Here is a 23,260-nt window from a genome sequence, read left to right on the forward strand (position 1 = left end):
GCTTAGCCTCGCGCGGACGCGGCCGGCGACGTCCTGCCCGCCTTGTTGATGCTGTACTGTAGGGTCGACGGCTGCAGTAGCGCGTCGAAATTGACCGGTTCTTCCGATGCGCTGGCGACGAGCACCGCCGTGATCGAAAACTTCAGGCGGTTCACCGCACTCTCGTCGCGCACTTCGAGTACCGCCTTCACGTTGCGCAGGCGCGGTTCATGGCGGGCGATGGTCTTTTCGAGGCAGTCGCAGATGTAAGCGCGGTCGCTCGGGCTCGACAGCGAGCGGTCGGCGAAATCCGTCAAGCCGTAGGTCACGAGCGACTCGCTGCACTCGGGGAAACCCTGCAGTGAATTTTCGGGAATGACGGAGCGCGTGTTCAATAACGCCTCGAGGTCGCGCGCGACGGCATCCTTGAAATCCTCGGCGGTGATGCGCGAGACGGTGGCGTTACCGGCACCGCGCACCGATGTGCCCAGCAGACGGTCGAAAAAACCAGGCGTGAATCCTTCCATCGAACTCCTCCATGCCGGCAGCGCAAGCCGGCATCTTCACACAGTCAGGCGCGAAAAAATAGTTCAGTTGGGAATGACCCACGGTTACTTTGAGCAGTAGCAAAACTGCAGGTCATAGCAGAAAAAAAACCGTCACGAAGGACTAAGGTGATCGACTTGGGACAAGTCAATGATTGGAGGACATGCATGACGAGCACGATGATCGGCAACATGGCCAGCAAGGTATTGTGGGGAGAGGGGCTGCTCCTGCGTCCGCAGCATTTCCAGCGCCAGGACCAGTACCATGAACACCGCCTGTACAAGAGCATCCGGGCGGTACAGCCGTATGCCTGGGGCATCGAAACACTGCAGATCGACCGCGAGGCACTGTCCAGCAACGTCTTGCGCATCCTCGAACTCGCGCTGCGCTTCCAGGACGGCGAACTGGTCGATGCGCCCGGTGCCGACGAATTGCCCGACACCGTCGACCTCAGCCAGTTGCCGCAATCCCAGCAAACCGTCACGTATTACGCCGCCCTGCCCGGCCTCAAACCCTTCAGCGGCAATTTCGCCCAGCCGGGTCAGCCGACCAAGACGGTCCGCTTCGTGCAAACCAATGAGGAAACGCCCGACCTCTACACGCAAGCGGCGCCGGCGTCCGTGTCCTACCTCAGGAAAACCGTGCGTCTCGTTCCGGAATTCGAGCCACGCGACGCCTACCTCAGCTTTCCGGTGCTGCGCCTGCGGCGCGCCCCGTCCGGCGGCTTCGAGCTGGACCCGTCCTTCCTGCCGCCCAGCCTGTCGGTGGGTGCCGCACCCGCCCTGTTCCAGCAGGTGCGCCGCCTGTTCGAGGCGTTGCAGGCCAAGGTGAGTTCGCTGTATGGCCACCACCGCGAGCCGAGCCGCAACGTGATCGAATTCCGTTCCGGCGACATGTCGTCGTTCTGGTTATTACACACCGCCAGTTCCGCGTGCGCATCGCTGTCCCACTACCTTCACCATCCCGACCTGCACCCGGAACGCCTGCACGAACAATTGCTGGGCGTGGGCGGCGCGCTGATGACGTTTTCGAAAAGCTGGACGCTGACCGACCTGCCGGTGTACCAGCACGCAGATCCCGGCCCCGGCTTTGCCAGGCTGTTCCAGATCATCCGCGAATTGCTCGACACCGTGATCTCGTCGAAGTACTTCGCCATCGTCCTGAACGAAGTGCGGCCGTCGTACCACCACGGCATGCTCGACTCCGGCAAGATCGACGACAAGACGACCTTCTACGTCGCCGTCTCGGCCGACATCCCGACCCTGGAACTCGTCGACACCGTGCCGCTGCGTTTCAAGGTCGGCGCGCCGGACGACGTCGAGAAATGCGTGCTGTCGGCCCTGCCCGGCGTGCGCCTGCAATACGCGCCACAACTGCCCGCCGCCGTGCCGGTGCGCCCCGACACGTGCTATTTCATCCTCGATGCCAAGGGACAAATGTACGAGCGCATGCTGCAGGCGCAATCGATGGCGATCTACGTGCCGTCGGGGATGAAGGGGCTGAAGCTGGAACTGCTGGCTGTCGCCGCTTGAGCCCGCGCTGCATATTCCTCATTGAACTCAGCGCAGGCCAGCAGGCCACCATCGACAACCTTTGACGCCACACCATCATGTCGACACCTCTCACCGCCGAACCGCTCCCCGCCTCGGATACAGCGCCCGTCTGGATCAAGCCGGCCTTCATCGCCGCCGCCGTCTTCGTCGCCTGCTGGAGCGGCGCGATCGTCTGGTGGCGCGCGAGTGCGCGCGTGCCCGCCACGTCGGAATGGATGCTGTTGCTGTTCGGCCTGCCCGTAGCCCTGCTGCTGGCGGGCTTCGTCGGACACAAATGGATCGCGCAACGCAGCACCGTCGCCCAGGCCGATGCGCTGCCTGCCACACCCGCGCGCCCGGCCAGCGCCGCCACGCGCCCGGCGCACGCGCAGCACCTGGCGATTCTCGCGACGGCACTGCGCGCCCCGCAGGGTGCATCGGCCGAACAACTGGCGGCCGCCATCGCGGACAACAAGGCACGCCCGGATCTGGACCGGGCCCTCGTCGACCACGACGGTTTCCCCGTGCTGTGCGCCCGCTGCGAGGACGCATACGACGAGGCGCTGCGGGAAGATGTCACCGACTGGCTGGCGGCGCACGGAGGCAATGACGCAAACTTCAGCGACGAGCAGTGGCGTGCGTTGACGCTGGCCAGCAGCGTGGTCGCGGAACTCGCGGGACGGGCCGCGATCGATTGGACCGTGCGCGACGATGCCATGCCCGGGCTCCAGGTGCTGCCGCTGCTGCCGGCGGATTGGTCCGAACGGCAGCGCGATGCCGCTGCGGCGTGGCTGCGGTATGCGGCGGCGCAGGCCGGATGGCGTGGAGAGATCGGTGCGGCCATGTGCGGCACCGATCCTGTGACCGACATTACTGCGGCCGGCGCAGCGCCCGGTGTCACGCTCGTGGTGGCGGCAGCGTCGCATGTGAGTGAGGCAACGGTCGCGCGCTGGGCATCGGAACAGGTCTTGTTCACGTCCGCGCAGCCGCAGGGGATGATGCCGGGCGAGGGCGCCGCCGGCATGTTACTGGGCAGCGCGGTGCTGGCAGGAGCATCCGATGGCCAGGCGGTGGCGCTGCTCGCGCCGCTCGCGGAAGTGCGCGTCGCGGAGCCGGCCGACGGGCGCAGGCGCGACGCCGAGCGCGTGCTCGCGCGACTCGTCGAGCGCACGCTCGCCGATGCAGGTGCCGATACGGATGGCGTGGCGATGATCGTCGCCGATACCGGTCACCGGTCGCGGCCTGTGTACGAGTTGATGGAATATGCGGCCACGACGATGCGGCAGCTCGACGGCAGCGAGGACATCGTACGTGTAGGGGCGTCGAGTGGCGCTTGCGGCGTCGTCCCGTTCGTGACGGCGCTCGCGCTGGGGACGTACTACGCGGGCGTGCGCCAGGCGCCGGTGCTGTGCCTCGCCAACGAGATGCCGGACCGCCGCATCGCCACGGTCGTGCACCCCGTGGGTTGACCTCTCAGCGGGCCGGCGCGCGCCATGCCTGCGTGCGGCCCAGCACGTGGCTGTCGATGGATCCCTTCCTGGCCAGCTGGCCGCCGATGCCGAAGTTCAGCAGGCAGACATCCTCGTCTTCGTTTTCCCGTCCTTGAAAGCGGCGTGCCCACGGATCGCGCGTTGTGTCTTCCTGCGCGGGACGGCGTGCCACTGCAGCCGCCTGCGCTGGGCGGCCTGGTTGCGCCGGTTCGTCGAGCACGGCGGCATGCCGGCCGCTGGCGCTGCAGGAGACGAGTGAGCAGACGTTCACGCCTTGCGCAAATGCGGGTAGCGGCATGAGAAGCGCGGCGGCGGCCAGCGGGAGGAGCTTCCTGATCAAACCGGATGTCATGGTCTGCACCTTGTCGATGACGATGCGGCCACTCTAGCGGGTTGCGCGCGCCGGTCGATGTCCGATTGTGTCGGGTGCGCGCCCCGACACATGCGCTTGCAAAAATCCTGCGCTACCATGAGTCCCATATTTCAACGTATAAAGGGGACGACACATGATTTATCAAGGCAGCTGCCACTGCGGCCAGGTGGCGTATGAAGTGGAGGGCGAGATCCAGGGTGCCTCGCCTGTAATTGTTCGATGTGCCAGCGCAAGGGATCGCTGCTCTGGTTCGTGCCGCGTGCGCAGTTCCGCCTGCGCACGCCCGAGGACGCGGCCGCGACCTACACGTTCAACAAGCACGTCATCCAGCACCGCTTCTGTCCCACGTGCGGCATCCATCCGTATGCGGAAGGAGTCGATCCGAAGGGGAATCCGATGGCGGCCATCAACCTGCGCTGCATCGAGGGCATCGATCTCGACGCGATTCCCGTGCAGCACTTCGACGGCCGCGACGCCTGACCATCAGTTCAGGCGCGGCGCGATCACGAGTTCCGGCTGCGGCCGCGGTGCGTGGGCGGACAGCTCCGCCGGCGCCACTTCCTGCGGCAGCGCGACGATGCGTTCCCACAGCGCGAAGCCGGCCGTGCGGTTGGCCTTGCTGAGCTGGTAGGCGGGCAAGGCATCCATGCCGTGGGCCATCCACAGCGCTTCGTACGAGGGTTTCAGGCGCGCGTCATGCCAGGCTTCGGAGAGGGGCGCGAAGGTTTCCTGCAGGACGGCCGCCGTGCTGCGCATGCGCACCCAGCGGTGGTTCAGCCAGCCGTTTTCTTTTTCGACGGGGTTCAGGAAGCGCTCGATCACCTGGCGCGCCGCCTCTTCCCCGCTGCGGCTCATCACGTCGATGGCGGCGCGCGTCATGTTCAGGTTCAGCCCACCCTCTTTTTTCGTATGGCGGATCTGCACGACGCGGTCGCGGTAGCCCGGGGTGCGCTTCAGGGCTTCGTCGCGCCACGTGCGGATCGTGCGCAGGATGGCGCCCGCGAAGCGCGGCAGCGACGGGCGGCCGTCGGTGTCGTCGACCGCCATGTATGCGGCCGTCACGCCGGTGTTGTTGTTTGTCGGGAGAGACACGCGCGCGTCGAACGGATCGTCGTCGGCCAGGTCGTCCTGCAGGGTGACGCCGAAGGTCGGACGGGTCGGGAGGATGTTGTCGAAAAAATGGATCGGGAAGTTGCTGGTCAGGCCGCCGTCCGAGAACCAGACGCGCAGCAGGTCGACGCCGTCCCCATGCACCGGCAGCGCACGCAGGCGGTACAGGGGCACGGCTTGCAGCAGTACGGGAAAACTGAGGCTCATACGCGCGGCCACCACGAGCGGCAGGTCGTCCGGATCGGGCATGAAGTAGTAATCCTCGCCACCGGCGTTCATGCGTTCCAGTACGGTCACCGTGCGTGCGCCGTGGCGCGTATGGCGCGAGTGCGCCGTCATCCAGTCGACGATCGTGGGCGGGAACAGGGCGGCCATTTCCGAGGCGCGGAATACAAGGTCGGCGCTCGAATGCGGCAGGCGGTGTGCGCGCAGTTCGGAGAGGCCCGTCGTCATCAGGGCCAGTTCGATCGGGGGCTCGGACGTGCGCAGCAGGCCGAACGTCAGCGGCGTGTCGAGTGGAAGGCCGGCGATGTCCTGCACGAGGCCATGCAGCCATTCCGTCAGCGCGGGCGGATTGTCCGCGGACGTGCGCAGGCCGGAGCAGATGCCGCAGCGGTTGGCGCGCAGCCCGCGCCACGCCGACCACGTGGCCTGCAGCAGCGCCCCGGCCAGCGCGCCCACGAACATGCACAAGCCGAACCACAGGACGCTGGCGAGGCCGACGAGGGGCACGCTTGGCCAGTGTCCGCCGAGCAGGCTGCTGCTGATCAGAAAGCCCAGCAGCCACATGCCCCCGCCCACCACGGCACCGAGCGGGAAATTCCACAGCATGGCGAAGGATAAATAGCCGCATGCCTTAGACTTGCTCGTTTCGTTGAGCGCCGCCGCGATCACGCGGAAGTGCGGACGCAGTGCTGCGCAGGGCTGGAACAGCGAGAACAGCCGGGTGTGCGCGCCGACGGCTTCCTGCAGGCTGCCGGGCAGCCGGGCCAGGAGATGAAAACCGTCGTCCTCACCCTGCCCGTCCTTGCGCACGCGGTTGCGCTTGAACTGGGCCGCCGCCGCCGCGATGGCCGCCACGGCGCCGACGCTCGTCCCGCCGATCGAGCGCAAGGTGAATTTTTCGGCCAGCCGCGCCACGAACGCGGGGTAGACCACGCCGGAGGTCACCCCGCCTTCCATCACGATATCGCATTCCTTGGGCAAAAAATCGCTCATCGCCGTCCGCCAGTGGTTGCCACAGTCGGGATTATGCGGTCTTTTGTGAAATGCTCTCCATATATTCGGGATGACGCCGTGCCGCCATCGATCGTCTATTGCGTTTCCGGCGCATCGTCGTGCTCGTCGCCCGGCGCCACGTCGATGCGCCCGTACTGGCCGTGGTTTTCGTCGTCCGGGCCGGCGGCGAAGAACAGCGTGTCGACCGGTTGATCATTGAGACCGTTGCCGAACCCGATGCCCCACAGGCCGTCGATGTGGATTGCCTTGCCGTGCGGTTCCTTCAGGCGTCCCAGCCATTTACCGGTCGCGGGGTCGTAGGCATTGATCATCCCATCGCCGAAGTTCCCGACCAGCAGGCGGTTGCTGAAGCGGCCGAAGCTGGCCGGCGCCAACGCAATGCCCCACGGGGCGTTGAGCGCGCCGCCGGAAGCGAGGCGGCGCAGCAGGTGTCCGTCCGGATCGAACACGTCGACGAAGCCGAAGCCCGGGCCGGCCACGTCATCCTCGCGTTCCTCGTCCTGTTTCGCGTAGGTCACGTAGAGGTCGCCGTTGACGGCCTGGATGCCGAACGGCGCATAGCCCGCCGGCAGGCGCGGATCGCGGAACTTGCCGGACAGGTAGACCGGCTTGAATGTGCTGTCGTAGACATCGACCTTGCCGTTGTGGAAGTCGGTGGCGTACAGCAGCGTGCCGCGGCCGTTGCCGCTGAGGGCGATGCCCTTGTAGATGGCATCGTGCGCGCTGTTGTCGATCACGCGGATGGCGTGCGTCGCGTCGACGTTGGGCGCCCAGCCCGCGATGCCGCCATCCTCGCTCGCGAACAGGAAGCGGCTGGGACCGGATACGCCGCCCTTGGTCACGACGAAGCCCGGGCCGCCATAGAACACGGTGCCCGTGGGGCTGCCAGTGGCGCCGCCCGGGCCGGGAATGGTGACCACGAGACTCTGCGGATTGCCATTGCCGTTGTAGAGGGTCGAGACGCCCGTGTGGTTATCGGCGACCCACGCCACGCCATAGGGATTGAACGCCAGTCCCCAGGCGTTCACGAGATTGGGATCGCGCTGCTCCGCCGGTACGGCTGCGCTGTCCGATACCAGGTTGCGCTGACGGTAGAAGTCGCTCGCGGATGCCTGGGATACCGCCGTCAAGGTCAGGACACCCAGGACACAGGCCAGGAATTTATAGAACTTTTCCATTTTCCATTCTCCGGTAAACGTTCGAAGGAAGCGCGCGCTAATGCCGATCTTGCGCGGGAGAGAATGGAAGGGATTTGAGGTAGCCTAAACGTACCCCGGATGGGTAGTTTCAGGTCGGCACGCCCACGATCACGCTGGACGCCTTGAACATCGCCGTGGCCGTCCGGCCCTCGGCCAGCTCGAGCGACCGCGCGCTCTCGTTGGTGATGATGGCGGCGATGCTGCCCCCGCCCGTCAGGTCGAGGACGACTTCCGTGTTGACGGCGCCCGGCATCAGGCGGGACACGGTGCCGGCGAGCTGGTTGCGGGCCGAGAAGCGCGCGCCCTCGCCTTCCGTCATGAGGATGATCGATGACGCCTTGACCAGCGCGAACGCCTGGGCGCCCTGTGCCAGGCCGAGGCTGGCCGTGCTCTCGTGCGTGACGATGGCGACGATTGTGTGGCCGCCGGCGATGTCGAGTTCGATCTCGTCGTTGACGGCGCCGGGCTGGACCCGGGAGACCGTGCCGAAGAACTGGTTGCGTGCGCTCGTTTTCATGTTCAGCCTGCTGATCAGCGTAAGGTCGGCGGACAGGTTGCCGGCCTGTCCGTTGAGTTGTTCCACGAATTGCTGGTGGAGTTGCTCGAGCGCGCGAAAGTTCCTGACGAGTTGTTCGCCGCGCGCCGTCAGCCGCGTGCCGCCGCCGCCCTTGCCGCCGGCGACGCGTTCCACCAGCGCTTCGCCGGCCAGGTTGTTCATCGCGTCGATCGCGTCCCACGCCCCCTTGTAGCTCATGCCGACCGCTTTCGCGGCCTGGCTGATCGACCCCGTCTGGCCGATCGCGGCCAGCAGCTCCACCCGTCCCTGGCCGCCGAATTTTTCGCCGCCGACCGTCATCCAGACGGCGCCCTGCAGCGCGAAGCCTGTGTTGTCGTTTTCCACGATCTGTCCTGTTCCGTTTCGTTATATACTCTACTATATAGCGATAAAGAACTGGAGTCGACCATGAAGCAACTCGCCGGCGTGCTGGCCCTGATCGCGTGCCACGCCGCCCAGGCGGACGAGGTGCAAGTGGCGGTGGCCGCCAATTTCACCGCGCCGATGCAGAAAATCGCGGCGGCATTCGAACAGGACACGGGCCACAAGGCCATCCTCGCGTTCGGCGCCACCGGCAAGTTCTACGCCCAGATCGTCAACGGCGCGCCGTTCGAGGTACTGCTCGCGGCCGACGACGAGACCCCGGCCAGACTGGAAGCGGAGCGCCGCACCGTGCCCGGCACGCGTTTTACCTATGCGACCGGCAAGCTGGCGCTGTGGTCCGCAAAGGACGGCTATGTCGACGGCCAGGGCCAGGTCCTCAAGACGGGCAACTATGCCCATCTCGCCATCGCCAATCCGAAGACGGCCCCGTACGGCGCGGCCGCCATCGAGACGCTGAACAAGCTGGGCGTCTATGACCGCGTGCAGGGCAAGCTCGTGCAGGGCGAAAACATCGCCCAGACGCACCAGTTCGTCAGCACGGGCAACGCGCCGCTCGGCTTCGTCGCGCTGTCGCAGGTCTATCGCGACGGCAGATTCGCGTCCGGCTCCGGCTGGATCGTGCCCGACAACCTGCACGGTCCGATCCGCCAGGACGCCGTCATCCTCGCCAGGGGCGGCGCCAATCCGGCCGCGAAGGCTTTGGCAAGTTATCTGAAATCGAACAAGGCCAGAGAGATTATCCGCTCGTACGGCTACGCATTGTGACCCTGGACGCCGCCGACTTCGCGGCCGTCCGCCTGACGCTGGAACTGGCGACCGTCGTGACCCTGCTGCTGCTGGCGATCGGCACACCGGTCGCATGGTGGCTCGCGCGCACGCGTTCGCGCCTGCGGCACGCGGTCGGCGCCGTCGTCGCGTTGCCCCTCGTGCTGCCGCCCACCGTGATCGGCTTTTACCTGCTGCTGCTGCTGGGGCCGAACGGTCCGGTCGGCAAGCTGACGGAGGCGCTCGGCATCGGCTTGTTGCCGTTCTCGTTCGGCGGCCTCGTGCTGGCGTCCGTGTGCTATTCCCTGCCCTTCGTCGTGCAGCCGCTGCAAAATGCGTTCGAGGCGATCGGCACGCGGCCGCTGGAAGTGGCGGCCACCTTGCGCGCGAGTCCGTGGGACACGTTCTGGTCGGTGGCGGTGCCGCTGGCGCGTCCCGGTTTCCTGTCCGGCGCCGTGCTCGGGTTCGCGCACACGGTGGGCGAATTCGGCGTCGTGCTCATGATCGGCGGGAATATCCCGGACAAGACGCGCGTCGTCTCCGTGCAGATCTACGACCACGTCGAGGCGCTCGAATATGCGCAGGCGCACTGGCTCGCGGGCGGCATGCTGGCATTCAGCTTCATCGTGCTGCTGGCGCTGTACACCCTGTATCCGCAAGCGATGAAAGGACGGCGCTGATGACGGACGGATTGCGCGTGCGCCTGCGCGTGGACCGTGGCGCGTTTCGATTGGACGTCGACCTCGACCTGCCCCTGCGCGGCATCAGCGCCCTGTTCGGCCATTCCGGCTCGGGCAAGACGACGGTCTTGCGCGCCATCGCCGGCCTGGAACGCGCGCCCGGCGGTGTCGTCGCGCTCGGCGATGAGGTGTGGCAGGACGATGCGCGTGGCGTGTTCGTCCCCGTGCACCGGCGGGCGATCGGCTACGTGTTCCAGGAAGCGAGCCTGTTCCCGCACCTGTCCGTGCGCGCCAACCTGGAGTTCGGCCGCAAGCGCGTGCCGGTGCACGAGCGCCGCTTCGCGCTGGAACCCGTGACGGCCCTGCTGGGCATCGAAAACCTGCTCGAGCGCCGGCCGGACGGTCTGTCGGGCGGCGAGCGCCAGCGCGTGGCGATCGCGCGCGCCCTGCTCGCGTCGCCGCGGCTGCTGCTGATGGACGAACCGCTGGCCGCGCTCGACCTGCGCCGCAAGCTGGAGATCCTGCCCTACCTGGAACGGATGCACGGGGAACTGGCGATCCCGATCGTCTACGTGAGCCATGCGCCGGACGAGGTCGCGCGGCTGGCCGATCACCTCGTGCTGCTGGACGACGGCAAGGCGGTCGCCAGCGGGCCGCTGTCGGAAACGCTGGCGCGCGTGGACCTGCCGCCCAGCTTCGCCGACGATGCCGGCGTGGTGCTCGACACGATCCTGGCCGGCCACGAGGAAGACGCGTTATCCCGCCTGGAATTCGCGGGCGGCGCGCTGTTCGTGGGCCGGCGTCGCGAAGCCGTCGGCACGCGCCTGCGCTGCCGTATCCACGCGCGCGACGTCAGTTTGGCGCTGGACCGTCCGCAAGGCACGAGCATCGTCAACCGGCTGCCGGCCGTGGTGACGGCAGTGGCCGCCACCGACACGCCCGGCCACGTGCTCGTGCAATTGCGGATGGGAGAATCGCCGCTGCTGGCCCGTATCACCGAACGCTCGCGCCGCGAGCTGGGCATCGCACCCGGGCTGCGGCTGTGGGTGCAGATCAAAGGCGTGGCATTGCTCAGTTGATCCAGAGTTAATTCCCTAATTCGGGGTCAGAGTGAGATGCACCGGTTTGGTGGACAGGTTAAATCAGGTACACCTGTGCATTTTTTCGACTTCGGCCGGCGTACGGTAGCCGAGCGTCTGATGAAGGCGTTGCTGATTGTAGTACACGTCGATGTAGGCGGTGATGGCGGCTAGTGCCGACTGCTGATCTTCATAGACCGTGTGGTGCGTCACTTCGTTCTTCAGGTTCGAAAAGAAGCTCTCTGCCACGGCGTTGTCGTGGCAGTTTCCTCTGCGGCTCATGCTCGGGCATATTTGGTTGTCTTGCAAGTGATTGCGAAACATGGCCGAGGCAAACTGCGAGCCCTGATCCGTATGACAGATTAGCCCGCCGACAGGCTTTTGCTGTTCAATACCTGCTTGCAGTGCTGTCACGGCCAGCCTGGCTGTCTGGCTCGTTGCAGTGGCCCAGCCGATGACGCGACGTGTGCACAGGTCGATGAAGGCGGCAAGATGCAACGGCCCTTTTCTTGTCGCGATCTGCGTCATATCGCCGACCCAGACCCGGTTGGGCAACTTTACGGCAAATTCGCGTTTGACCAAATCTTCTGCGGGTGGCTCGCTCTTTTGATACGTCCGCATTTTTTTAAACCGCGCCATGCGTCGCGTCTCGATACCAGCAATCCGGCGTATCCTGGCCACGCGGTTACGGCTGCAGTTCACTCCGTCAGCCTGCAGCAGGCGCCAAGTCTTGATGACGCCTGGCGCGCGCCACTGTTTTGCATGCAATTCTTCGATGCGAATACGTAGCGCGACGTCTTCACGACTGCGTATGCTCGGCTCACGCCTGTGCGAGGCATAACAGCCGCTTCGGCTTACCTGCAGCAGCCGACACATCATCGCAATTGGAAACTCTTTGCAGTGCTGATGAACAAAGGCGTACTTCACGGCTTGCGTTTCGCAAAGTACGCGTCCGCCTTTTTTAAGATGGCATTCTCCATCTTTAACCGCTCATTTTCCCGCCGCAGTCGGGTCAACTCATCTTCGTCCTGTGCCAGCGGCCGCCCCGGGCCATTAAACGCCTTCTCCGCGCCAGCTTTCTCGAGCGCCTCAGCCCATTTGTAGAGCAAGTTGCGCCGCACGCCAAGTTCCAGCGCCAGAGCCGTCGCGTTATCAGTTTTCTTCAGACGTGCGACTGCTTCTTGCTTGAAAGCCTTCGTGAAGCTTTTGCGTCCGGTAGCGTCGGGTTTAGTCTTATCCATGGGAACGTATTGTCCTCTATTTGGGATGTCCACTAAACCCGGTACGTCTCAGAGCACATTTTTCGAGAAATTCGGGGTCAGAGCAAATTTCCGATCAATGGTTCCTGGGATACGACGGCGTCGCGTCGTCCATCGTGCTCCTGTGTCTGCACGTGCGGTCTGCGTGTGAGAAATGCTACGAGGTCATTGTTCCAAAATGTGCTCTGACCCCGAATTTGCGGTGAAATGTGCTCTGACCCCGAATTTTCAGCGCACGCGGCGCATCGACGAGATGCGGTTGTTCATGCGGTCGAGGACGTCGTAGCGGCCCGGCCCCAGGACGACGCATTCGCCGCGGAAGTCGGCGTGCTCGCAGAATTCCCAGCGGCCCTCGCGGATGATGAGCGAGGTGGCGCGGTCGTTGAAGCCGACGTCGCTCAGCGCGCGCACGTCCTGCGACAGTTCCACTTGCTGGCCTTCGAAGCGCTGGCCGGCGAACATCACGACGTCGGCACCGCCCCGGTCGCCGCGCCAGCCGCCGCGGTCTCCACGGTCACCACGGTCGCCCCGGTCGCCGCGGTCGTCACCGCGCCAGCCACCCCGGTTGTCGTCACGGTCGTGATCGCGCCAGCTGCCACGGCCGCCGCGGTCGACCTGGCGTGCGGAAGAGATGGCGTCGTTGAAACCCGGAAGCTCGCGGTATTCGCCCGGACCGAACTCCTGGCAGCGGCCGCCGAAGTTGGCGTGCTCGCACAGCAGCCACGTGCCCGAGCGGATGACGGCGCTCGACGCGCGGTCATTGAAGTTGACATCGCCCAGACTGGCGGCGTCGCGGTCGATGGTCACGCGTTGGCCGCGGAAATTGCTGTCCGAGAATAGCGTCAGTTCTCCGGCAAAGGCGGCGTGGGTGAAGGTGGCCAGCACGGCGGCGGTGGCAAGCAGGCGTTTCATGATCTCTCCATGGATGTGCGCCATCCGTCGGCGCCTGTGCTGTTAACGCGGGCGCCGTACGGACGGCTGACAGTTTCCTTGTAACAAAATTTTACGCGAACGGCACGCGCATGGCTCGATGTCTTCGGCCCGAAGCAGGTCGGCGATCTGCCGGCCCAGGCCGTCGAGACCTCCTCACGCGGCCGCTTGTTCCTCCAGCACGGGGCAGCCGAATCCCGGCTGCGCCAGTTCGCGCGCGAGATCGGCACGCAGGGCGGAGAGCCCCGCGATGCGTGCATCGATGTCCTCCAGCTTGCGCACGAGTGCATCGCGCAGCAGGGGCGCGGCGGCGGCCGGATCGTCCAGCAGCGGCAGGCCGGTCTCGATCTCGGCCAGGGTAAAACCGAACGCCTGGGCGGCGCGCAGGTAGCACAGCCATTGCACGGCTTCGGGCGGATAGTCGCGGTAGCCGTTGGCGAGGCGGCGCGACAACAGCAGCCCGCGTTTCTCGTAGAAGCGCAGGGTGTCCCGGGTGAGGCCGGTGGCGGCGGCGAGTTCTCCGATCTGCATGGCGGTGGGTGCGATAAATACCTTGACCTTGGAGTGTACTCCAGGGTCGATGATGCCGGAACCTTCATCCCGGGAGATTTCCATGCAACTCAGCCGATCCGCTTTTCTCACCGTCGTGCGCGCCAGCGCCGTGTACGACCTGCTGCTCACGGCGCCGTTCGCCACGCCGTGGACGTTCGCCCTCGCGCACGCGCAGCTCTCGAGCCTCAACCGCAGCCTGGGCGGCGATGCGTTGCCGGACTTCGGCCCGTTCCACGTGCTGTTCGCCTGCCTGATGGGCAGCATCGTGCTCGTGTGGTCCGTGCTGCGCCTGCGCGCCACCAGCGTCACCCTGGGCCGCTACGATGGCGTCGGCCGCTTCCTGTTCTCCACCTGGATGGCGTGGGCACTCGCCGCCAGCGGCGCGCCCTTGCTGTGGCTGTTCCTCGTGCCGGAGTTCTGCTGGGGCGTCGCGCAGTGGCTGCCGGTTGCTCAGGACAAGGGCAGCAGTGCCGCCCGCGCGCCCTTCACCAGCGCCGCGCCCATCCGCTCCAGCCGCGGCGGCTGAATGCGCCAGGCGTGCCAGTACAGCGTCACGTCGACGAACAGATCCGGCGTCAGGTCGACGAGGGCGCCGCCGGCGAGCATGTCCGCACACTGCTCCAGCGGCAGCAGGCCGTAGCCGAGACCGAGGCGGATTGCTTGCACGTACGGATCGCTGGACGGCACGTAGTGAAACGGGTACGCGCCTTCCGGCAGGCCGAAGTGCTGCAGCAGGAAGGCCGTCTGCAGGCGGTCGTTGCGGTCGAAGACCATCACCGGCGCCCGCCGCGCAGCGTCGCGCGTGATCCCGCCGGGGAACCAGCGCGCGGCGAAGGCGGGCGCCGCCACCATCCGGTAGCGCATCACGCCGAGCGGATTCACGGTGCAGCCGCGCATCGGTTCCGTCTCGCCCGACACGCAGGCGAGCGCAAGACCCTGTTCCAGCAGCGCGAACGTGTGCCTCTGGTCACCCGTGACGAATTCCACGAGCAGCCCTTCCTCGATCAGCACCGGCGCCAGCACGGGCAGCAGCCACGTCGCCAGCGTATCGTTGTTGACGGCCAGCGCCACGCGCACCGGGCCCGGATCGGCCTGCTGCTCCGCGAAGAATTCGTCTTCGAGCAGCGCACGGCGGCGCAGGAATTGCAGCAACCGCATGCCGGGCGCCGTCGGCCGACAGGGACGGGCGCGCACGAGCAGCGGCGTGCCCAGGTCGTGTTCCAGCGCGGCGATGCGCTGGGAGATGGCGGACGGCGTCACGTTCAGCAGCGCGGCTGCCTGCTCCAGACTGCCGCTGTCGACGGCGGCGACGAACGCCTCGCTGCGGCGTGGATCGATGGTCATTGGATTAGTCCAGCTTAATGAACTTTAGAAGTCATTAATATAATTGATGTAGCCGCGCGTACAAGGCATGCTGCTCCGCAATAACAACAGGAGGTAGCATGTTTTCACAACCGATTTTCTTGCAAGGCCTCGGCATGGGCGCGAGCCTGATCATGCCGATCGGCGCCCAGAACGCGCATGTGATCCGCACGGGCGTCGCCGGCCGCCACGTCGTGCTGACGGTGCTCACGTGCGTGCTGATCGACGTCACCCTGATCGCGCTGGGCATGTCCGGCTTCGGCGCGCTGATCGAGCATTCCCCCGCGCTGCTGCTGGCTGCCCGCTGGGGCGCCGCCGCGTTCCTGCTGTGGTACGGACTGCGGTGCCTGAAAAGCTGCTGGCAGGGCGCCGCGGCCCCGCATGCGGGCGAAGGGCAGGCGGCGGCGACGGCATCGCGCGCGCTGGGCATCGTGCTGGCGATGTCGCTGCTGAATCCGCACGTGTACCTGGATACCGTCGTGCTGCTGGGCGCCGTCGGCAGCAGCCTCGCGGCGCATCACCGCGTGTCGTTCGCGGCCGGCGCGATGACGGCGTCGCTGCTGTGGTTTTCCGCCCTGGGCCTGGGCGCGCGCCGCTGCGCGTTCGTGCTGGCGCGGCCCGCCGTCTGGCGCAGCATCGAAGGTTTTACCGGGACGACGATGCTCGTGCTGGCCGCCTTGCTGCTGCTCGAGAACTAGGCCGCGAGCGCCTTCCCGTGCTCGACCGACATCTGCGCCGGCAGCGCGACGCCGTTCTTCACCGCCGTCAGTTCGGCGAGGATGGAGACGGCGATCTCGTACGGCGTCTTGCTGCCGATGTACAGGCCGATGGGGCCGTGCAGCTTCGCGATCTGGTCCTCGGTGAGGTCGAATTCGCGCAGGCGCTCGCGCCGCCGCGCATTGTTGGCGCGCGAGCCGATGGCGCCGACGTAGAACGCGTCCGTCTTGAGCGCTTCCATCAGCGCGAGGTCATCCAGCTTGGGGTCGTGGGTGAGGGCGATGACGGCGCTGCGGCTGTCCAGCTTCATCTCCAGCACGAGATCGTCCGGCATCGCATGCACGACCTCCACGCCCGGCAGGCTCCAGCTTGCGCGGTATTCTTCTCGCGGGTCGCACACGGTCACCTGGTATTCCAGGCCGACGGCGATCTGCGCCAAAAACTGCGACAGCTGGCCGGCGCCGATGATCAGCATGCGCAGGCGCGGACCGTGGATCGTGACGAGCGCCTGGCCGTCCATGCGCAACTGCTCGTCGGCCTGGCCCTGCGCCAGTTCGACCGCGCCCGTCGTCAGGTCCAGCGTGCGCCGGGTCAGCACGCGGCGCTGGGCCAGCGCGAGCAGTTCGTCCATGCGGCTGTGCGCCCCGAGCGGTTCGACGACCAGCTGGATCGTGCCGCCGCAGGGCAGGCCGAAGCGGTGCGCTTCGTCGGCCGAGATGCCGTACGTGATGACTTCCGGCGCCGTACGTACAATGCCATTTTCGCGCACGGCCGCGATCAGGTCGTCCTCGATGCAGCCGCCCGACACCGAGCCGACGACGACGCCGTCCGCGCGGATCGCCATCGTGGCGCCTTCCGGCCGCGGGCTCGATCCCCACGTCCGGACGACGGTCACGTACTCGCAGCGCCAGCCGGCGCGCAGCCACTGGTCGCAGGCGTGCAGCACTTCGAGGTCGATACTGTCCATTGCCTTCCTTTGTTGCCAATCGATAATTCTTGAGCCCACAGGGCAGCATGCATCCTAACGCAAAAACACGAACCGCGACGGGCTGCGGCACCCGGCAAGAGTGCAGGGTGGAAACGGTATAAATCGTTTCCGCGCCGGCGGCGCTATACTCGCCGGATCGCGACCCGTGTTGGAGACCATCATGAAGCCAGACCTGTTGTCCCTGCTGCGCATCGATCTTCCCATCGTCCAGGCCCCGATGGCCGGCGTCTCGACGGCCGCGCTGGCGGCGGCCGTGTCGCAGGCGGGGGCGCTCGGCTCGATCTCCGTCGGCGCGGGCGACGCCGCGCAGGGCCGCGCCGCGATCGCCGACGTGCGCCGCCTGACCGACCGGCCGTTCAACGTCAACGTGTTCTGCCACCGTCCCGCGCAGGCCGACGCCGCGCGCGAAGCGGCCTGGCTCGACTACCTGTCTCCACATTTCGCCGCCAGCGGCGCGCAGCCGCCGGCGTCTTTACGCGAAATCTACAAAAGCTTCCTCGACGACGATCCGATGCTGGACGTGCTGCTGGAGACGCGTCCTGCCGTCGTCAGCTTCCACTTCGGCCTGCCGGATGCGCGCCGCATCCAGGCGCTGAAGGACGCGGGCATCGTGCTGCTGGCCAGCGCGACGTCGGTCGATGAAGCGCGCCAGGTGGAGGCGGCCGGCATCGACGCCGTCGTCGCCCAGGGCTACGAGGCGGGCGGCCACCGCGGTGTGTTCGATCCGGAGCGGGGCGATCCCGCCATCGGCACGTTCGCGCTCACGCAAGGGGTGGCGCACGCCGTCCGCATTCCAGTGATCGCGGCCGGCGGCATCATGGATGGGAACGGCATCGCCGCCGCGCTGCGTCTCGGCGCCAGTGCCGCCCAGATGGGCACCGCGTTCATCCTGTGTCCGGAGTCGTCCGCGACACCGCACCACCGCGCGCTGATGCAGGCCGGGGAGGGCGTCATCACGGCCGTGACGGACGTCGTTTCCGGCCGGCCCGCGCGCGGCCTCGTGAACCGGCTGTTCAGCGAGATCGGCGCGCCCGGCCACCCGCCGCTGCCGGATTATCCGATCGCCTACGATGCCGTGAAGGCGCTGAACGCGGCGGCCACGAAGGCGGGCAACAACGATTTCACGGTCAACTGGGCCGGCCAGGGATTTGCGCTCGCGCGTGCGCTGCCCGCGGGAGAACTGGTGCGCCTGCTCGGCGCGGAACTGGCTCAGGCGTCCGCGTAAGCCGTCTCGATGGCTTCCTTGCGCGGACTGGACGCGATGTGCACGACCAGCACCGCGTCGAGCGGCAGGGCAGGGTGCGCGGCGCGGTGCTTCGTGAACCAGAACACCTCGTCCACGTCCTCGTCGCCGGCATCGTGCGCGGTCGCGAGCACGCGCTGGTCCTCGGGCGCGTCCTCGTAGTCGACGGCTTCCAGCGCCGCGTCGTCCACGGCTTCGATCCAGGCCTCGGCATCCTTGCCCCAGGCCTGCACATAGCGGGCGCCGGACGCGACGAGCCAGCGCGCGACGTCCCACAGCCACATTTCCGCGACCTCGTCCTCGGCCAGCACGATGGCGAGGAAGGGCGGGCGCGCGCCCAGGTCGGGCAGGTCGGCGTCGGGCGGCAGGTGCAGATATGTAAGAGTCTTTCGTTGCATGGCGCTAGCTTACCATCCTGCGTTACTATCTTGCTCGCGCCGGGACGGTCCGGCCCGATCCGTGGAGTCCCATGAAAATCCTTGCTTCCCTCGCGCTTGCCGCCGTTTCAGTCACGTCCGCCCACGCCGCCATTCCCGTGTACGGCTTCTTCGTCAAGAACACCTATCCGCACGACCCGCAGGCGTTCACGCAGGGGCTGTTCTTCAAGGACGGCCAGCTGTACGAATCCACGGGCCAGAAGGGACATTCGTCGCTGCGCAAGGTCGATCTGAAAACCGGCAAGGTACTGCAGAAGAAGGACCTGGCGGACGAATACTTCGGCGAAGGCTCCACGGCCATCGGCGACACCATCGTCGGCCTGACGTGGCAGTCGAACGTGGGCTTCCTGTTCGACGCGAAGACGTTCGCCCTGAAGGGCCGCTTCAACTACAAGGGCGAGGGCTGGGGCCTGGCCAGCGACGCGAAGCACGTCTACATGAGCGACGGCACCAACGAGATCCGCGTCCTCGAGCCGAAGACGCTCGACGAGCAGCGCCGCATCCGCGTGACGGCCGAGGGCAAGCCGATCACCCAGCTCAACGAACTCGAAATCGTCGACGGCCAGATCTTCGCCAACGTGTGGGGGACCGATGTCATCGCCCGCATCGATCCGGAGACCGGCAACGTCGTCGGCTGGATCGACTGCACGGGCCTGCTGCCGCCGGACCAGCGCGGGACGACGAATCCGGACGCGGTCCTGAACGGCATCGCGTACGAGCCGAAGCAGCACCGCCTGTACGTGACGGGCAAGCTGTGGCCGAAGCTGTTCGAGATCGAGCTGGTGCCGATCAAGCGCCCGTGACCGTCACGTCACGGTGATCACGACCTTGCCGAAGTGCGAGCCGGATTCCATGTGCCGGTACGCTTCGCGCGCCTGGTCGAACGTGAACACGCGGTCGACGACGGGCTGCAGCCCGGTCGCCTCGGCGAAGCGCACGACTTTTTCCAGCATCGCGCGGCTGCCGACGTAGACGCCCACGAGCCGCTTGGCGGTCGCCAGCAGGGTGGCCGGGTTGACTTCGCCGCCGAAGCCGCTGACGCCGCCGATGATGGCGATGCTGCCTCCCATCGCGGTGGACGCGATCGAGCGGTTGACCGTCCCCTGGCCGCCCACTTCCAGCACCACCTGTGCGCCCGCGCCGTCCGTCGCGCGCAGCACCTCTTCCTGCCATTCCGGCGTCGTGCGGTAGTTGATGACGTGGCGCGCGCCGAGCTCCTTCGCGCGCTGCAGCTTGGTGTCGCTGGACGACGTGATGATCGCGTTCAGCCCGGCGGCCCGGGCCAGCTGCAGGCCGAGGATGCTGACGCCGCCCGTCCCCAGCAGCAGTACGGTGTCGCCCGGGCGGACGGCGTTGCTGGATTCGAAGATCGCATTCCACGCCGTTACGCCCGCGCAGGGCAGGGTGGCCGCGTCGACGAAGCTCATCGCGTCCGGGATTTTCACTAGCGCGTCCTCGTCCAGCACGACTTCTTCCGCGAGCATGCCGTCGACGTCGCCGCCGAGCGCGTGACGGACTTTCTCGGGGCTGGTCGGGCCATCCTGCCAGTACGGGAAGAACGAGGCCGCGACGCGGTCGCCGGGCTGCACGCGCGTGACGCCGGGACCGGTGGCGACGACTTCGCCGGCGCCGTCCGAGCAGGGGATGATGGGGTCGTCGACGGTGACGAGGTAGTTGCCGCTGGCGACCATCAGGTCGCGGTAGTTCAGCGAGACGGCGTGCACGCGGATGCGCACTTCGCCATTGCCCAGTTCACGGTGAGGAAAATCCACGCATTGCAGCCCGTCGATGCCATCGCCGGGTAAGATCTGGTAAGCCCGCATCGCTGTCCTCCATCGGTTGGTCGGCCGCCCACGCCGGGCGGGACGATATTGTCGCCGCAAGACCGGCGCGCGTGGCGCACGCTTATCTGGCGCTTATTTGGCGCTTATCGGGCCGCCACCTTGCCCCGCTGGCTCGGGATGAACTCCTCCAGCACCGCCTGTTTCATCAGCGCCGGCGGCAGGATGCCCTGGGCGATGATGAAGTCATTGAAGGCCTTCAGGCTGAAGCGGTCGCCCAGCGCGATCTCGGCCTGCGTCTTCAGCGCGCGCAGCTTGACGTAGCCGTAGTAGTACGCGGTGGCCTGGCCCGGCATGCGGTACGAATAGCGGTCGACTTCCGACTGCGCGAACGGTTCGGACAGCACGACTTCGCGCATCAGGAAGTCCTTCGCCTGTTCCGGCGTCATGCGGCCCAGGTTGATCTGCGGGTCGAGCAGGGCGCGCGCCATGCGCAGCAAACGGGCCTGCAGCGAGACGAGCTGGCCTTCCGGCGGCATGTACGGCAGGATCATCGCCTCCGAATACAGGCCCCAGCCTTCGACGTTCGTGCTGTTGAAGGCGAAGCGGGCGCGCGCCACCGACATGCCTTGCTCGACCATCGACGCGAACTGCAGCTCGTGGCCCGGGCGCGCCTCGTGTGCCGTCAGCGTCCAGGCCATCGCTGAAAAATCGAAGTCGTTCATCTTGTCCTTCGACTTCGCGTTCGGGTTCGCCAGCGGGATCACGAACTCGCCATACTCTCCCGTGTTGCCGATCATGCGCGGTGGGCTCATGAACGGCGCCGGCGAGCGGGCCGCCTCGGCCGGCGTCGCGGTGCGGATGTTCGCCTCGCGCGACGGCAGGGTCACGAGATCGTGGGCGCGCACCATGCCTTCGATATCTTTTAAACGCTCGCGGTAGTACGGCATCAGCTGGTCGGGGGCGATCGAGGATTTCTTCAGCTCGCGGATCACGTCGCGGTAGTCGGACGACGGCAGCTGGTTGCGCGCGGCGATGATGCCCGCCACGACCTGCATCTCGTCGCGCACTTCCTGGAAGTCGAACCCGGCGCGCTCGATCATCTGCTCCGGCGCGATGTCGACGCCGACGTTGGCGAGGCGGTTCACATAGATCGCTTCCGGCAGGCGCACTTCCTTGCGCGTGCGCGGCATCAGGCGATTGCGCACCCAGTCGTCGTAGTCCTTCACCTGGGCCTTCAGCGCCGCGAAGTCGCTTTCCCAGCCGCTGATGTTCGCTTTCTTGAACAACTCCTCGATGCCGTCCAGGTAGGTCGCGTTGTTGTTCAGGCCCTCCTCGACCTCGCCCACGTACGGGCCGATCAGCGTCTTGCTGGCGAGGCGCTCCTCGCCGCGGGCGCGCGCCAGCTCGGCGATCGGAGCGTAGCCGGCTTCCTTGCCGGCATAGCGCTTCAGGCGCACCAGCGCCAGCTTCTGGCGTTCCGGCTTGTTGCGCGGGTCGAGCAGGGCGCGCAGGCCGCCGTACACGACTTCGCCCACGTTGACGTACTCGAGCAGGTACTTGTGCTCCAGCTTCATCGTCGCGATCTTTTTTTCGCGCGAGTCGATCAGGATGTCGAGGTCCTGGCGCACCTTCACGTCCTGTTCCTGTGCGCGCTGGCGGCGCAGTTCCGCGAGGCGTTTTTCGGTGTCGGCCAGCTCGCGCTCCCAGACGCGCGGCTTGAAGTCGGCGACCTGGGTGTCGACACTTTCGTCGCCCAGTTCCGTGGATTCCTCGGGAACGTATTTACCGGTGTCCTTCAGGACCGGCTGGGTGTAGGCGTCGCTGCGCGCGACCCAGGCGGGTGCGGCTGCGCAGGCGGCGCCGGATGCGAACAGGAGGGCGAGGCCGAGACGGATCATGATGCTGCCTTTCAGTGGTGAAGCAGGCATTCTAGAGCTAGATCGGCTTCGCCACCATGAACCAGAAGATGAAGACGAACGCGATGAACGCGGGCACGCCGAGCGCCACCCATGTGCGGAAGTATGTCCAGTACAGGGCAGGAAGCGGCGTGCCGTCGCGCGCGGCGTCCGCCGCCATGTCGCGCAGGCGCATCTGCAGCCACACGACCGACTACCCGCTGACGCCCCAGCGCTTCCAGCCCGGCGACGAGGTCCACCTGTCGCGGCCGTCGCTGGCCGTCGTCTACGGCGCGTTCGGCGCCGGGCTGGCGCTCGGTGCGATGCTCGGCCGCCGTTCCTGATCCGAGTGTAAGCGAGCCGGCGAAATCGTGGCGTCAGGGTGCATTCACGGCCAGCTGCGCCGCGAACGCGCGCTGGTAGGCGGGGCGCGCCTCGCCGCGTGCGACATAGGCGGCCAGGACGGGGAATTCGTCGAGGATGCCGGACGGCCGCAGCCGGAGCAGCACCGACACCATCATGAGGTCGCCCGCGCTGAAGTCGCCGTCGAGCCAGTCGGCATCGCCCAGGCGCGCCGACAGCTGCTTCATGCGGTCGCGCACGCGTTCCTCGACGAGCGGGATGCGTTCCTTGCTCCAGGGCTTGTCGCCTTCGAAGATCCGGGCCGTGACCAGTTCCAGGATGGGCGGTTCGACGGTGTTGAGCGCGGCGAACAGCCACGTGATGGCGCGTGCCCGAGCGTGGTCGCCGGCCGGCAGCAGGGCGCCGTGGTGCGTGGCGATATGAAAGACGATGGCGCCCGTCTCGAACAGCACGAGGCCGTCTTCTTCGTACGTCGGGATCTGGCCGAACGGGTGCAGGGCCAGGTGCGCCGGCTCCTTCATCGCGCGGAACGACACGAGGCGGACGTCGTACGGCAGGCCCGCTTCTTCCAGCGCCCAGCGCACGCGCGTGTCGCGCGCGAGACCCTTGCCGCCGTCGGGCGAACGTTCGAAGGCGGTGATCGTGATCGTCATGTTTGCCTAGGCTAAAGAAGGTCGACGGATTCCGCCGCACCAAAGATGTTTTCATCACGATATTAGCATTGGCTGCTTCCCACGTGGTAGCTCCAGCGTCCTTCCAATTTTGAAACTTGCTCAATCTCAAGTTTCGCCGTGCTCC

Annotated in this window: 26 protein-coding genes and 1 pseudogene; 11 read left to right on the top strand and 16 right to left on the bottom strand. The window is 66.5% G+C overall.

All coding sequences use genetic code 11. The features are described from left to right. Nucleotides 1-2: 2 nt before the first annotated feature. Complete coding sequence (tssE, locus tag ACEN9H_RS30540) at nucleotides 3-506, bottom strand: type VI secretion system baseplate subunit TssE (RefSeq protein WP_371763087.1); 504 nt, start codon at nucleotides 504-506, stop codon at nucleotides 3-5. Nucleotides 507-716: 210 nt separating this feature from the next. Between tssE and tssK the strand changes: the two genes are divergently transcribed. After that, nucleotides 717-2,057 (top strand): type VI secretion system baseplate subunit TssK, encoded by a 1,341-nt coding sequence (tssK, locus tag ACEN9H_RS30545; RefSeq protein WP_413675651.1) that lies wholly within the window; start codon nucleotides 717-719, stop codon nucleotides 2,055-2,057. Between the two features lie 77 nt (nucleotides 2,058-2,134). Further along, nucleotides 2,135-3,526: a hypothetical protein gene (locus ACEN9H_RS30550; protein ID WP_413673168.1), complete on the top strand. Its 1,392-nt coding sequence runs from the start codon at nucleotides 2,135-2,137 to the stop codon at nucleotides 3,524-3,526. A gap of 4 nt (nucleotides 3,527-3,530) precedes the next feature. Here ACEN9H_RS30550 and ACEN9H_RS30555 read toward each other — a convergent pair whose 3' ends face one another. Further along, the gene (locus tag ACEN9H_RS30555) at nucleotides 3,531-3,899 is read right to left on the bottom strand and encodes a hypothetical protein (RefSeq protein ID WP_413673169.1); all 369 of its coding nucleotides are present in this window, start codon (nucleotides 3,897-3,899) and stop codon (nucleotides 3,531-3,533) included. Between the two features lie 154 nt (nucleotides 3,900-4,053). On the opposite strand from ACEN9H_RS30555, the pseudogene ACEN9H_RS30560 reads away from it, so the two are divergent. Then, nucleotides 4,054-4,400, top strand: a pseudogene (locus tag ACEN9H_RS30560) (GFA family protein). A 3-nt stretch (nucleotides 4,401-4,403) separates the two neighbouring features. Here ACEN9H_RS30560 and ACEN9H_RS30565 read toward each other — a convergent pair. The 3 genes from ACEN9H_RS30565 to ACEN9H_RS30575 form a co-directional block, all read right to left on the bottom strand. Continuing rightward, nucleotides 4,404-6,248: a hypothetical protein gene (locus ACEN9H_RS30565; protein ID WP_413673170.1), complete on the bottom strand. Its 1,845-nt coding sequence runs from the start codon at nucleotides 6,246-6,248 to the stop codon at nucleotides 4,404-4,406. A 95-nt stretch (nucleotides 6,249-6,343) separates the two neighbouring features. Then, a complete protein-coding gene (locus ACEN9H_RS30570) occupies nucleotides 6,344-7,447 on the bottom strand; it encodes a TIGR03118 family protein (protein ID WP_413673171.1) in 1,104 nt (367 codons plus the stop codon). A gap of 109 nt (nucleotides 7,448-7,556) precedes the next feature. Then, a complete protein-coding gene (locus ACEN9H_RS30575) occupies nucleotides 7,557-8,324 on the bottom strand; it encodes a TOBE domain-containing protein (protein WP_413675652.1) in 768 nt (255 codons plus the stop codon). 108 nt (nucleotides 8,325-8,432) lie between these two features. On the opposite strand from ACEN9H_RS30575, the gene modA reads away from it, so the two are divergent. The 3 genes from modA to modC are packed head-to-tail and all read left to right on the top strand — an operon-like array spanning nucleotide 8,433 to nucleotide 10,932. After that, the gene (gene modA, locus ACEN9H_RS30580) at nucleotides 8,433-9,173 is read left to right on the top strand and encodes a molybdate ABC transporter substrate-binding protein (protein ID WP_413673172.1); all 741 of its coding nucleotides are present in this window, start codon (nucleotides 8,433-8,435) and stop codon (nucleotides 9,171-9,173) included. Beyond that, nucleotides 9,170-9,853 (top strand): molybdate ABC transporter permease subunit, encoded by a 684-nt coding sequence (gene modB / locus ACEN9H_RS30585; protein WP_371763093.1) that lies wholly within the window; start codon nucleotides 9,170-9,172, stop codon nucleotides 9,851-9,853. Before modA ends, modB begins: the two co-directional genes overlap by 4 nt. Beyond that, nucleotides 9,853-10,932, top strand: coding sequence for a molybdenum ABC transporter ATP-binding protein (gene modC, locus ACEN9H_RS30590; protein WP_413673173.1), 1,080 nt, complete (start codon nucleotides 9,853-9,855; stop codon nucleotides 10,930-10,932). Before modB ends, modC begins: the two co-directional genes overlap by 1 nt. Before the next feature lie 63 nt (nucleotides 10,933-10,995). Here modC and ACEN9H_RS30595 read toward each other — a convergent pair whose 3' ends face one another. From ACEN9H_RS30595 to ACEN9H_RS30610, 4 genes are all read right to left on the bottom strand, one after another. Beyond that, nucleotides 10,996-11,859, bottom strand: a complete 864-nt coding sequence (locus ACEN9H_RS30595) for an IS3 family transposase (protein WP_056132588.1) — start codon at nucleotides 11,857-11,859, stop codon at nucleotides 10,996-10,998. Beyond that, the gene (locus ACEN9H_RS30600) at nucleotides 11,856-12,173 is read right to left on the bottom strand and encodes a transposase (RefSeq protein WP_056132584.1); all 318 of its coding nucleotides are present in this window, start codon (nucleotides 12,171-12,173) and stop codon (nucleotides 11,856-11,858) included. Before ACEN9H_RS30600 ends, ACEN9H_RS30595 begins: the two co-directional genes overlap by 4 nt. A 246-nt stretch (nucleotides 12,174-12,419) precedes the next feature. Continuing rightward, the gene (locus tag ACEN9H_RS30605) at nucleotides 12,420-13,103 is read right to left on the bottom strand and encodes a beta/gamma crystallin-related protein (protein WP_413673174.1); all 684 of its coding nucleotides are present in this window, start codon (nucleotides 13,101-13,103) and stop codon (nucleotides 12,420-12,422) included. 174 nt (nucleotides 13,104-13,277) lie between these two features. Beyond that, complete coding sequence (locus ACEN9H_RS30610; RefSeq protein ID WP_413673175.1) at nucleotides 13,278-13,736, bottom strand: MerR family transcriptional regulator; 459 nt, start codon at nucleotides 13,734-13,736, stop codon at nucleotides 13,278-13,280. Here ACEN9H_RS30610 and ACEN9H_RS30615 point away from each other — a divergent pair. Continuing rightward, the gene (locus ACEN9H_RS30615) at nucleotides 13,735-14,199 is read left to right on the top strand and encodes a hypothetical protein (protein WP_413673176.1); all 465 of its coding nucleotides are present in this window, start codon (nucleotides 13,735-13,737) and stop codon (nucleotides 14,197-14,199) included. The two genes, ACEN9H_RS30610 and ACEN9H_RS30615, sit on opposite strands and share 2 nt — an antisense overlap. On the opposite strand, the gene ACEN9H_RS30620 is transcribed toward ACEN9H_RS30615, so the two are convergent. Then, nucleotides 14,124-15,017, bottom strand: coding sequence for a LysR family transcriptional regulator ArgP (locus ACEN9H_RS30620; RefSeq protein ID WP_413673177.1), 894 nt, complete (start codon nucleotides 15,015-15,017; stop codon nucleotides 14,124-14,126). The genes ACEN9H_RS30615 and ACEN9H_RS30620 overlap by 76 nt on opposite strands. 98 nt (nucleotides 15,018-15,115) lie before the next feature. Here ACEN9H_RS30620 and ACEN9H_RS30625 point away from each other — a divergent pair, with 98 nt between their 5' ends. Next, the gene (locus ACEN9H_RS30625) at nucleotides 15,116-15,733 is read left to right on the top strand and encodes a LysE/ArgO family amino acid transporter (protein WP_413673178.1); all 618 of its coding nucleotides are present in this window, start codon (nucleotides 15,116-15,118) and stop codon (nucleotides 15,731-15,733) included. Here ACEN9H_RS30625 and ACEN9H_RS30630 read toward each other — a convergent pair. Next, nucleotides 15,730-16,719, bottom strand: a complete 990-nt coding sequence (locus tag ACEN9H_RS30630) for an XdhC family protein (RefSeq protein WP_056125957.1) — start codon at nucleotides 16,717-16,719, stop codon at nucleotides 15,730-15,732. The two genes, ACEN9H_RS30625 and ACEN9H_RS30630, sit on opposite strands and share 4 nt — an antisense overlap. A gap of 181 nt (nucleotides 16,720-16,900) precedes the next feature. Between ACEN9H_RS30630 and ACEN9H_RS30635 the strand changes: the two genes are divergently transcribed. Then, on the top strand, nucleotides 16,901-17,965 hold the full coding sequence (locus ACEN9H_RS30635; RefSeq protein ID WP_371771956.1) for an NAD(P)H-dependent flavin oxidoreductase: 1,065 nt from the start codon (nucleotides 16,901-16,903) through the stop codon (nucleotides 17,963-17,965). Here the strand turns inward: ACEN9H_RS30635 and ACEN9H_RS30640 are convergent. Beyond that, the gene (locus ACEN9H_RS30640; protein ID WP_371771957.1) at nucleotides 17,950-18,381 is read right to left on the bottom strand and encodes a hypothetical protein; all 432 of its coding nucleotides are present in this window, start codon (nucleotides 18,379-18,381) and stop codon (nucleotides 17,950-17,952) included. The two genes, ACEN9H_RS30635 and ACEN9H_RS30640, sit on opposite strands and share 16 nt — an antisense overlap. Before the next feature lie 71 nt (nucleotides 18,382-18,452). Between ACEN9H_RS30640 and ACEN9H_RS30645 the strand changes: the two genes are divergently transcribed. Then, entirely contained in the window at nucleotides 18,453-19,223 is a 771-nt protein-coding gene (locus tag ACEN9H_RS30645; RefSeq protein ID WP_413673179.1) for a glutaminyl-peptide cyclotransferase, read from the top strand. 3 nt (nucleotides 19,224-19,226) lie between these two features. Here the strand turns inward: ACEN9H_RS30645 and ACEN9H_RS30650 are convergent, their stop codons facing one another. From ACEN9H_RS30650 to ACEN9H_RS30660, 3 genes are all read right to left on the bottom strand, one after another. Next, on the bottom strand, nucleotides 19,227-20,243 hold the full coding sequence (locus tag ACEN9H_RS30650) for a zinc-dependent alcohol dehydrogenase family protein (RefSeq protein WP_056125965.1): 1,017 nt from the start codon (nucleotides 20,241-20,243) through the stop codon (nucleotides 19,227-19,229). Nucleotides 20,244-20,347: 104 nt separating this feature from the next. Further along, nucleotides 20,348-22,132: a DUF885 domain-containing protein gene (locus ACEN9H_RS30655; protein WP_413673180.1), complete on the bottom strand. Its 1,785-nt coding sequence runs from the start codon at nucleotides 22,130-22,132 to the stop codon at nucleotides 20,348-20,350. Between the two features lie 7 nt (nucleotides 22,133-22,139). Next, nucleotides 22,140-22,295 carry a DUF2269 family protein gene (locus tag ACEN9H_RS30660; RefSeq protein ID WP_413673181.1) on the bottom strand — a complete coding sequence of 52 codons (156 nt, stop codon included), beginning with the start codon at nucleotides 22,293-22,295 and terminating at the stop codon, nucleotides 22,140-22,142. Here ACEN9H_RS30660 and ACEN9H_RS30665 point away from each other — a divergent pair. Next, nucleotides 22,279-22,443 carry a hypothetical protein gene (locus ACEN9H_RS30665; RefSeq protein ID WP_413673182.1) on the top strand — a complete coding sequence of 55 codons (165 nt, stop codon included), beginning with the start codon at nucleotides 22,279-22,281 and terminating at the stop codon, nucleotides 22,441-22,443. The two genes, ACEN9H_RS30660 and ACEN9H_RS30665, sit on opposite strands and share 17 nt — an antisense overlap. A gap of 33 nt (nucleotides 22,444-22,476) precedes the next feature. Here ACEN9H_RS30665 and ACEN9H_RS30670 read toward each other — a convergent pair whose 3' ends face one another. Then, nucleotides 22,477-23,115, bottom strand: a complete 639-nt coding sequence (locus ACEN9H_RS30670) for a glutathione S-transferase family protein (protein ID WP_413673183.1) — start codon at nucleotides 23,113-23,115, stop codon at nucleotides 22,477-22,479. Nucleotides 23,116-23,260: the final 145 nt, after the last annotated feature.

Source organism: Massilia cellulosiltytica (assembly GCF_047325105.1).
In the GTDB taxonomy this organism is placed as follows: domain Bacteria; phylum Pseudomonadota; class Gammaproteobacteria; order Burkholderiales; family Burkholderiaceae_D; genus Telluria; species Telluria orientalis.

Excerpts from the sequence above, each read along its gene's own strand:
- ACEN9H_RS30620 (WP_413673177.1), bottom strand. The coding sequence starts at position 15,017 with ATGACCATCGATCCACGCCGCAGCGAGGCGTTCGTCGCCGCCGTCGAC.
- ACEN9H_RS30655 (WP_413673180.1), bottom strand. The coding sequence starts at position 22,132 with ATGCCTGCTTCACCACTGAAAGGCAGCATCATGATCCGTCTCGGCCTC.
- ACEN9H_RS30635 (WP_371771956.1), top strand. The coding sequence starts at position 16,901 with ATGAAGCCAGACCTGTTGTCCCTGCTGCGCATCGATCTTCCCATCGTC.
- modC (WP_413673173.1), top strand. The coding sequence starts at position 9,853 with ATGACGGACGGATTGCGCGTGCGCCTGCGCGTGGACCGTGGCGCGTTT.
- tssE (WP_371763087.1), bottom strand. The coding sequence starts at position 506 with ATGGAAGGATTCACGCCTGGTTTTTTCGACCGTCTGCTGGGCACATCG.
- ACEN9H_RS30670 (WP_413673183.1), bottom strand. The coding sequence starts at position 23,115 with ATGACGATCACGATCACCGCCTTCGAACGTTCGCCCGACGGCGGCAAG.
- ACEN9H_RS30625 (WP_413673178.1), top strand. The coding sequence starts at position 15,116 with ATGTTTTCACAACCGATTTTCTTGCAAGGCCTCGGCATGGGCGCGAGC.
- ACEN9H_RS30640 (WP_371771957.1), bottom strand. The coding sequence starts at position 18,381 with ATGCAACGAAAGACTCTTACATATCTGCACCTGCCGCCCGACGCCGAC.
- ACEN9H_RS30630 (WP_056125957.1), bottom strand. The coding sequence starts at position 16,719 with ATGGACAGTATCGACCTCGAAGTGCTGCACGCCTGCGACCAGTGGCTG.
- ACEN9H_RS30610 (WP_413673175.1), bottom strand. The coding sequence starts at position 13,736 with ATGGAAATCTCCCGGGATGAAGGTTCCGGCATCATCGACCCTGGAGTA.
- ACEN9H_RS30575 (WP_413675652.1), bottom strand. The coding sequence starts at position 8,324 with ATGACGGTCGGCGGCGAAAAATTCGGCGGCCAGGGACGGGTGGAGCTG.
- ACEN9H_RS30555 (WP_413673169.1), bottom strand. The coding sequence starts at position 3,899 with ATGACATCCGGTTTGATCAGGAAGCTCCTCCCGCTGGCCGCCGCCGCG.
- ACEN9H_RS30600 (WP_056132584.1), bottom strand. The coding sequence starts at position 12,173 with ATGGATAAGACTAAACCCGACGCTACCGGACGCAAAAGCTTCACGAAG.
- tssK (WP_413675651.1), top strand. The coding sequence starts at position 717 with ATGGCCAGCAAGGTATTGTGGGGAGAGGGGCTGCTCCTGCGTCCGCAG.
- modA (WP_413673172.1), top strand. The coding sequence starts at position 8,433 with ATGAAGCAACTCGCCGGCGTGCTGGCCCTGATCGCGTGCCACGCCGCC.
- ACEN9H_RS30550 (WP_413673168.1), top strand. The coding sequence starts at position 2,135 with ATGTCGACACCTCTCACCGCCGAACCGCTCCCCGCCTCGGATACAGCG.
- ACEN9H_RS30565 (WP_413673170.1), bottom strand. The coding sequence starts at position 6,248 with ATGAGCGATTTTTTGCCCAAGGAATGCGATATCGTGATGGAAGGCGGG.
- ACEN9H_RS30650 (WP_056125965.1), bottom strand. The coding sequence starts at position 20,243 with ATGCGGGCTTACCAGATCTTACCCGGCGATGGCATCGACGGGCTGCAA.
- ACEN9H_RS30660 (WP_413673181.1), bottom strand. The coding sequence starts at position 22,295 with ATGCGCCTGCGCGACATGGCGGCGGACGCCGCGCGCGACGGCACGCCG.
- ACEN9H_RS30615 (WP_413673176.1), top strand. The coding sequence starts at position 13,735 with ATGCAACTCAGCCGATCCGCTTTTCTCACCGTCGTGCGCGCCAGCGCC.
- ACEN9H_RS30570 (WP_413673171.1), bottom strand. The coding sequence starts at position 7,447 with ATGGAAAAGTTCTATAAATTCCTGGCCTGTGTCCTGGGTGTCCTGACC.
- ACEN9H_RS30605 (WP_413673174.1), bottom strand. The coding sequence starts at position 13,103 with ATGAAACGCCTGCTTGCCACCGCCGCCGTGCTGGCCACCTTCACCCAC.
- ACEN9H_RS30665 (WP_413673182.1), top strand. The coding sequence starts at position 22,279 with ATGTCGCGCAGGCGCATCTGCAGCCACACGACCGACTACCCGCTGACG.
- ACEN9H_RS30645 (WP_413673179.1), top strand. The coding sequence starts at position 18,453 with ATGAAAATCCTTGCTTCCCTCGCGCTTGCCGCCGTTTCAGTCACGTCC.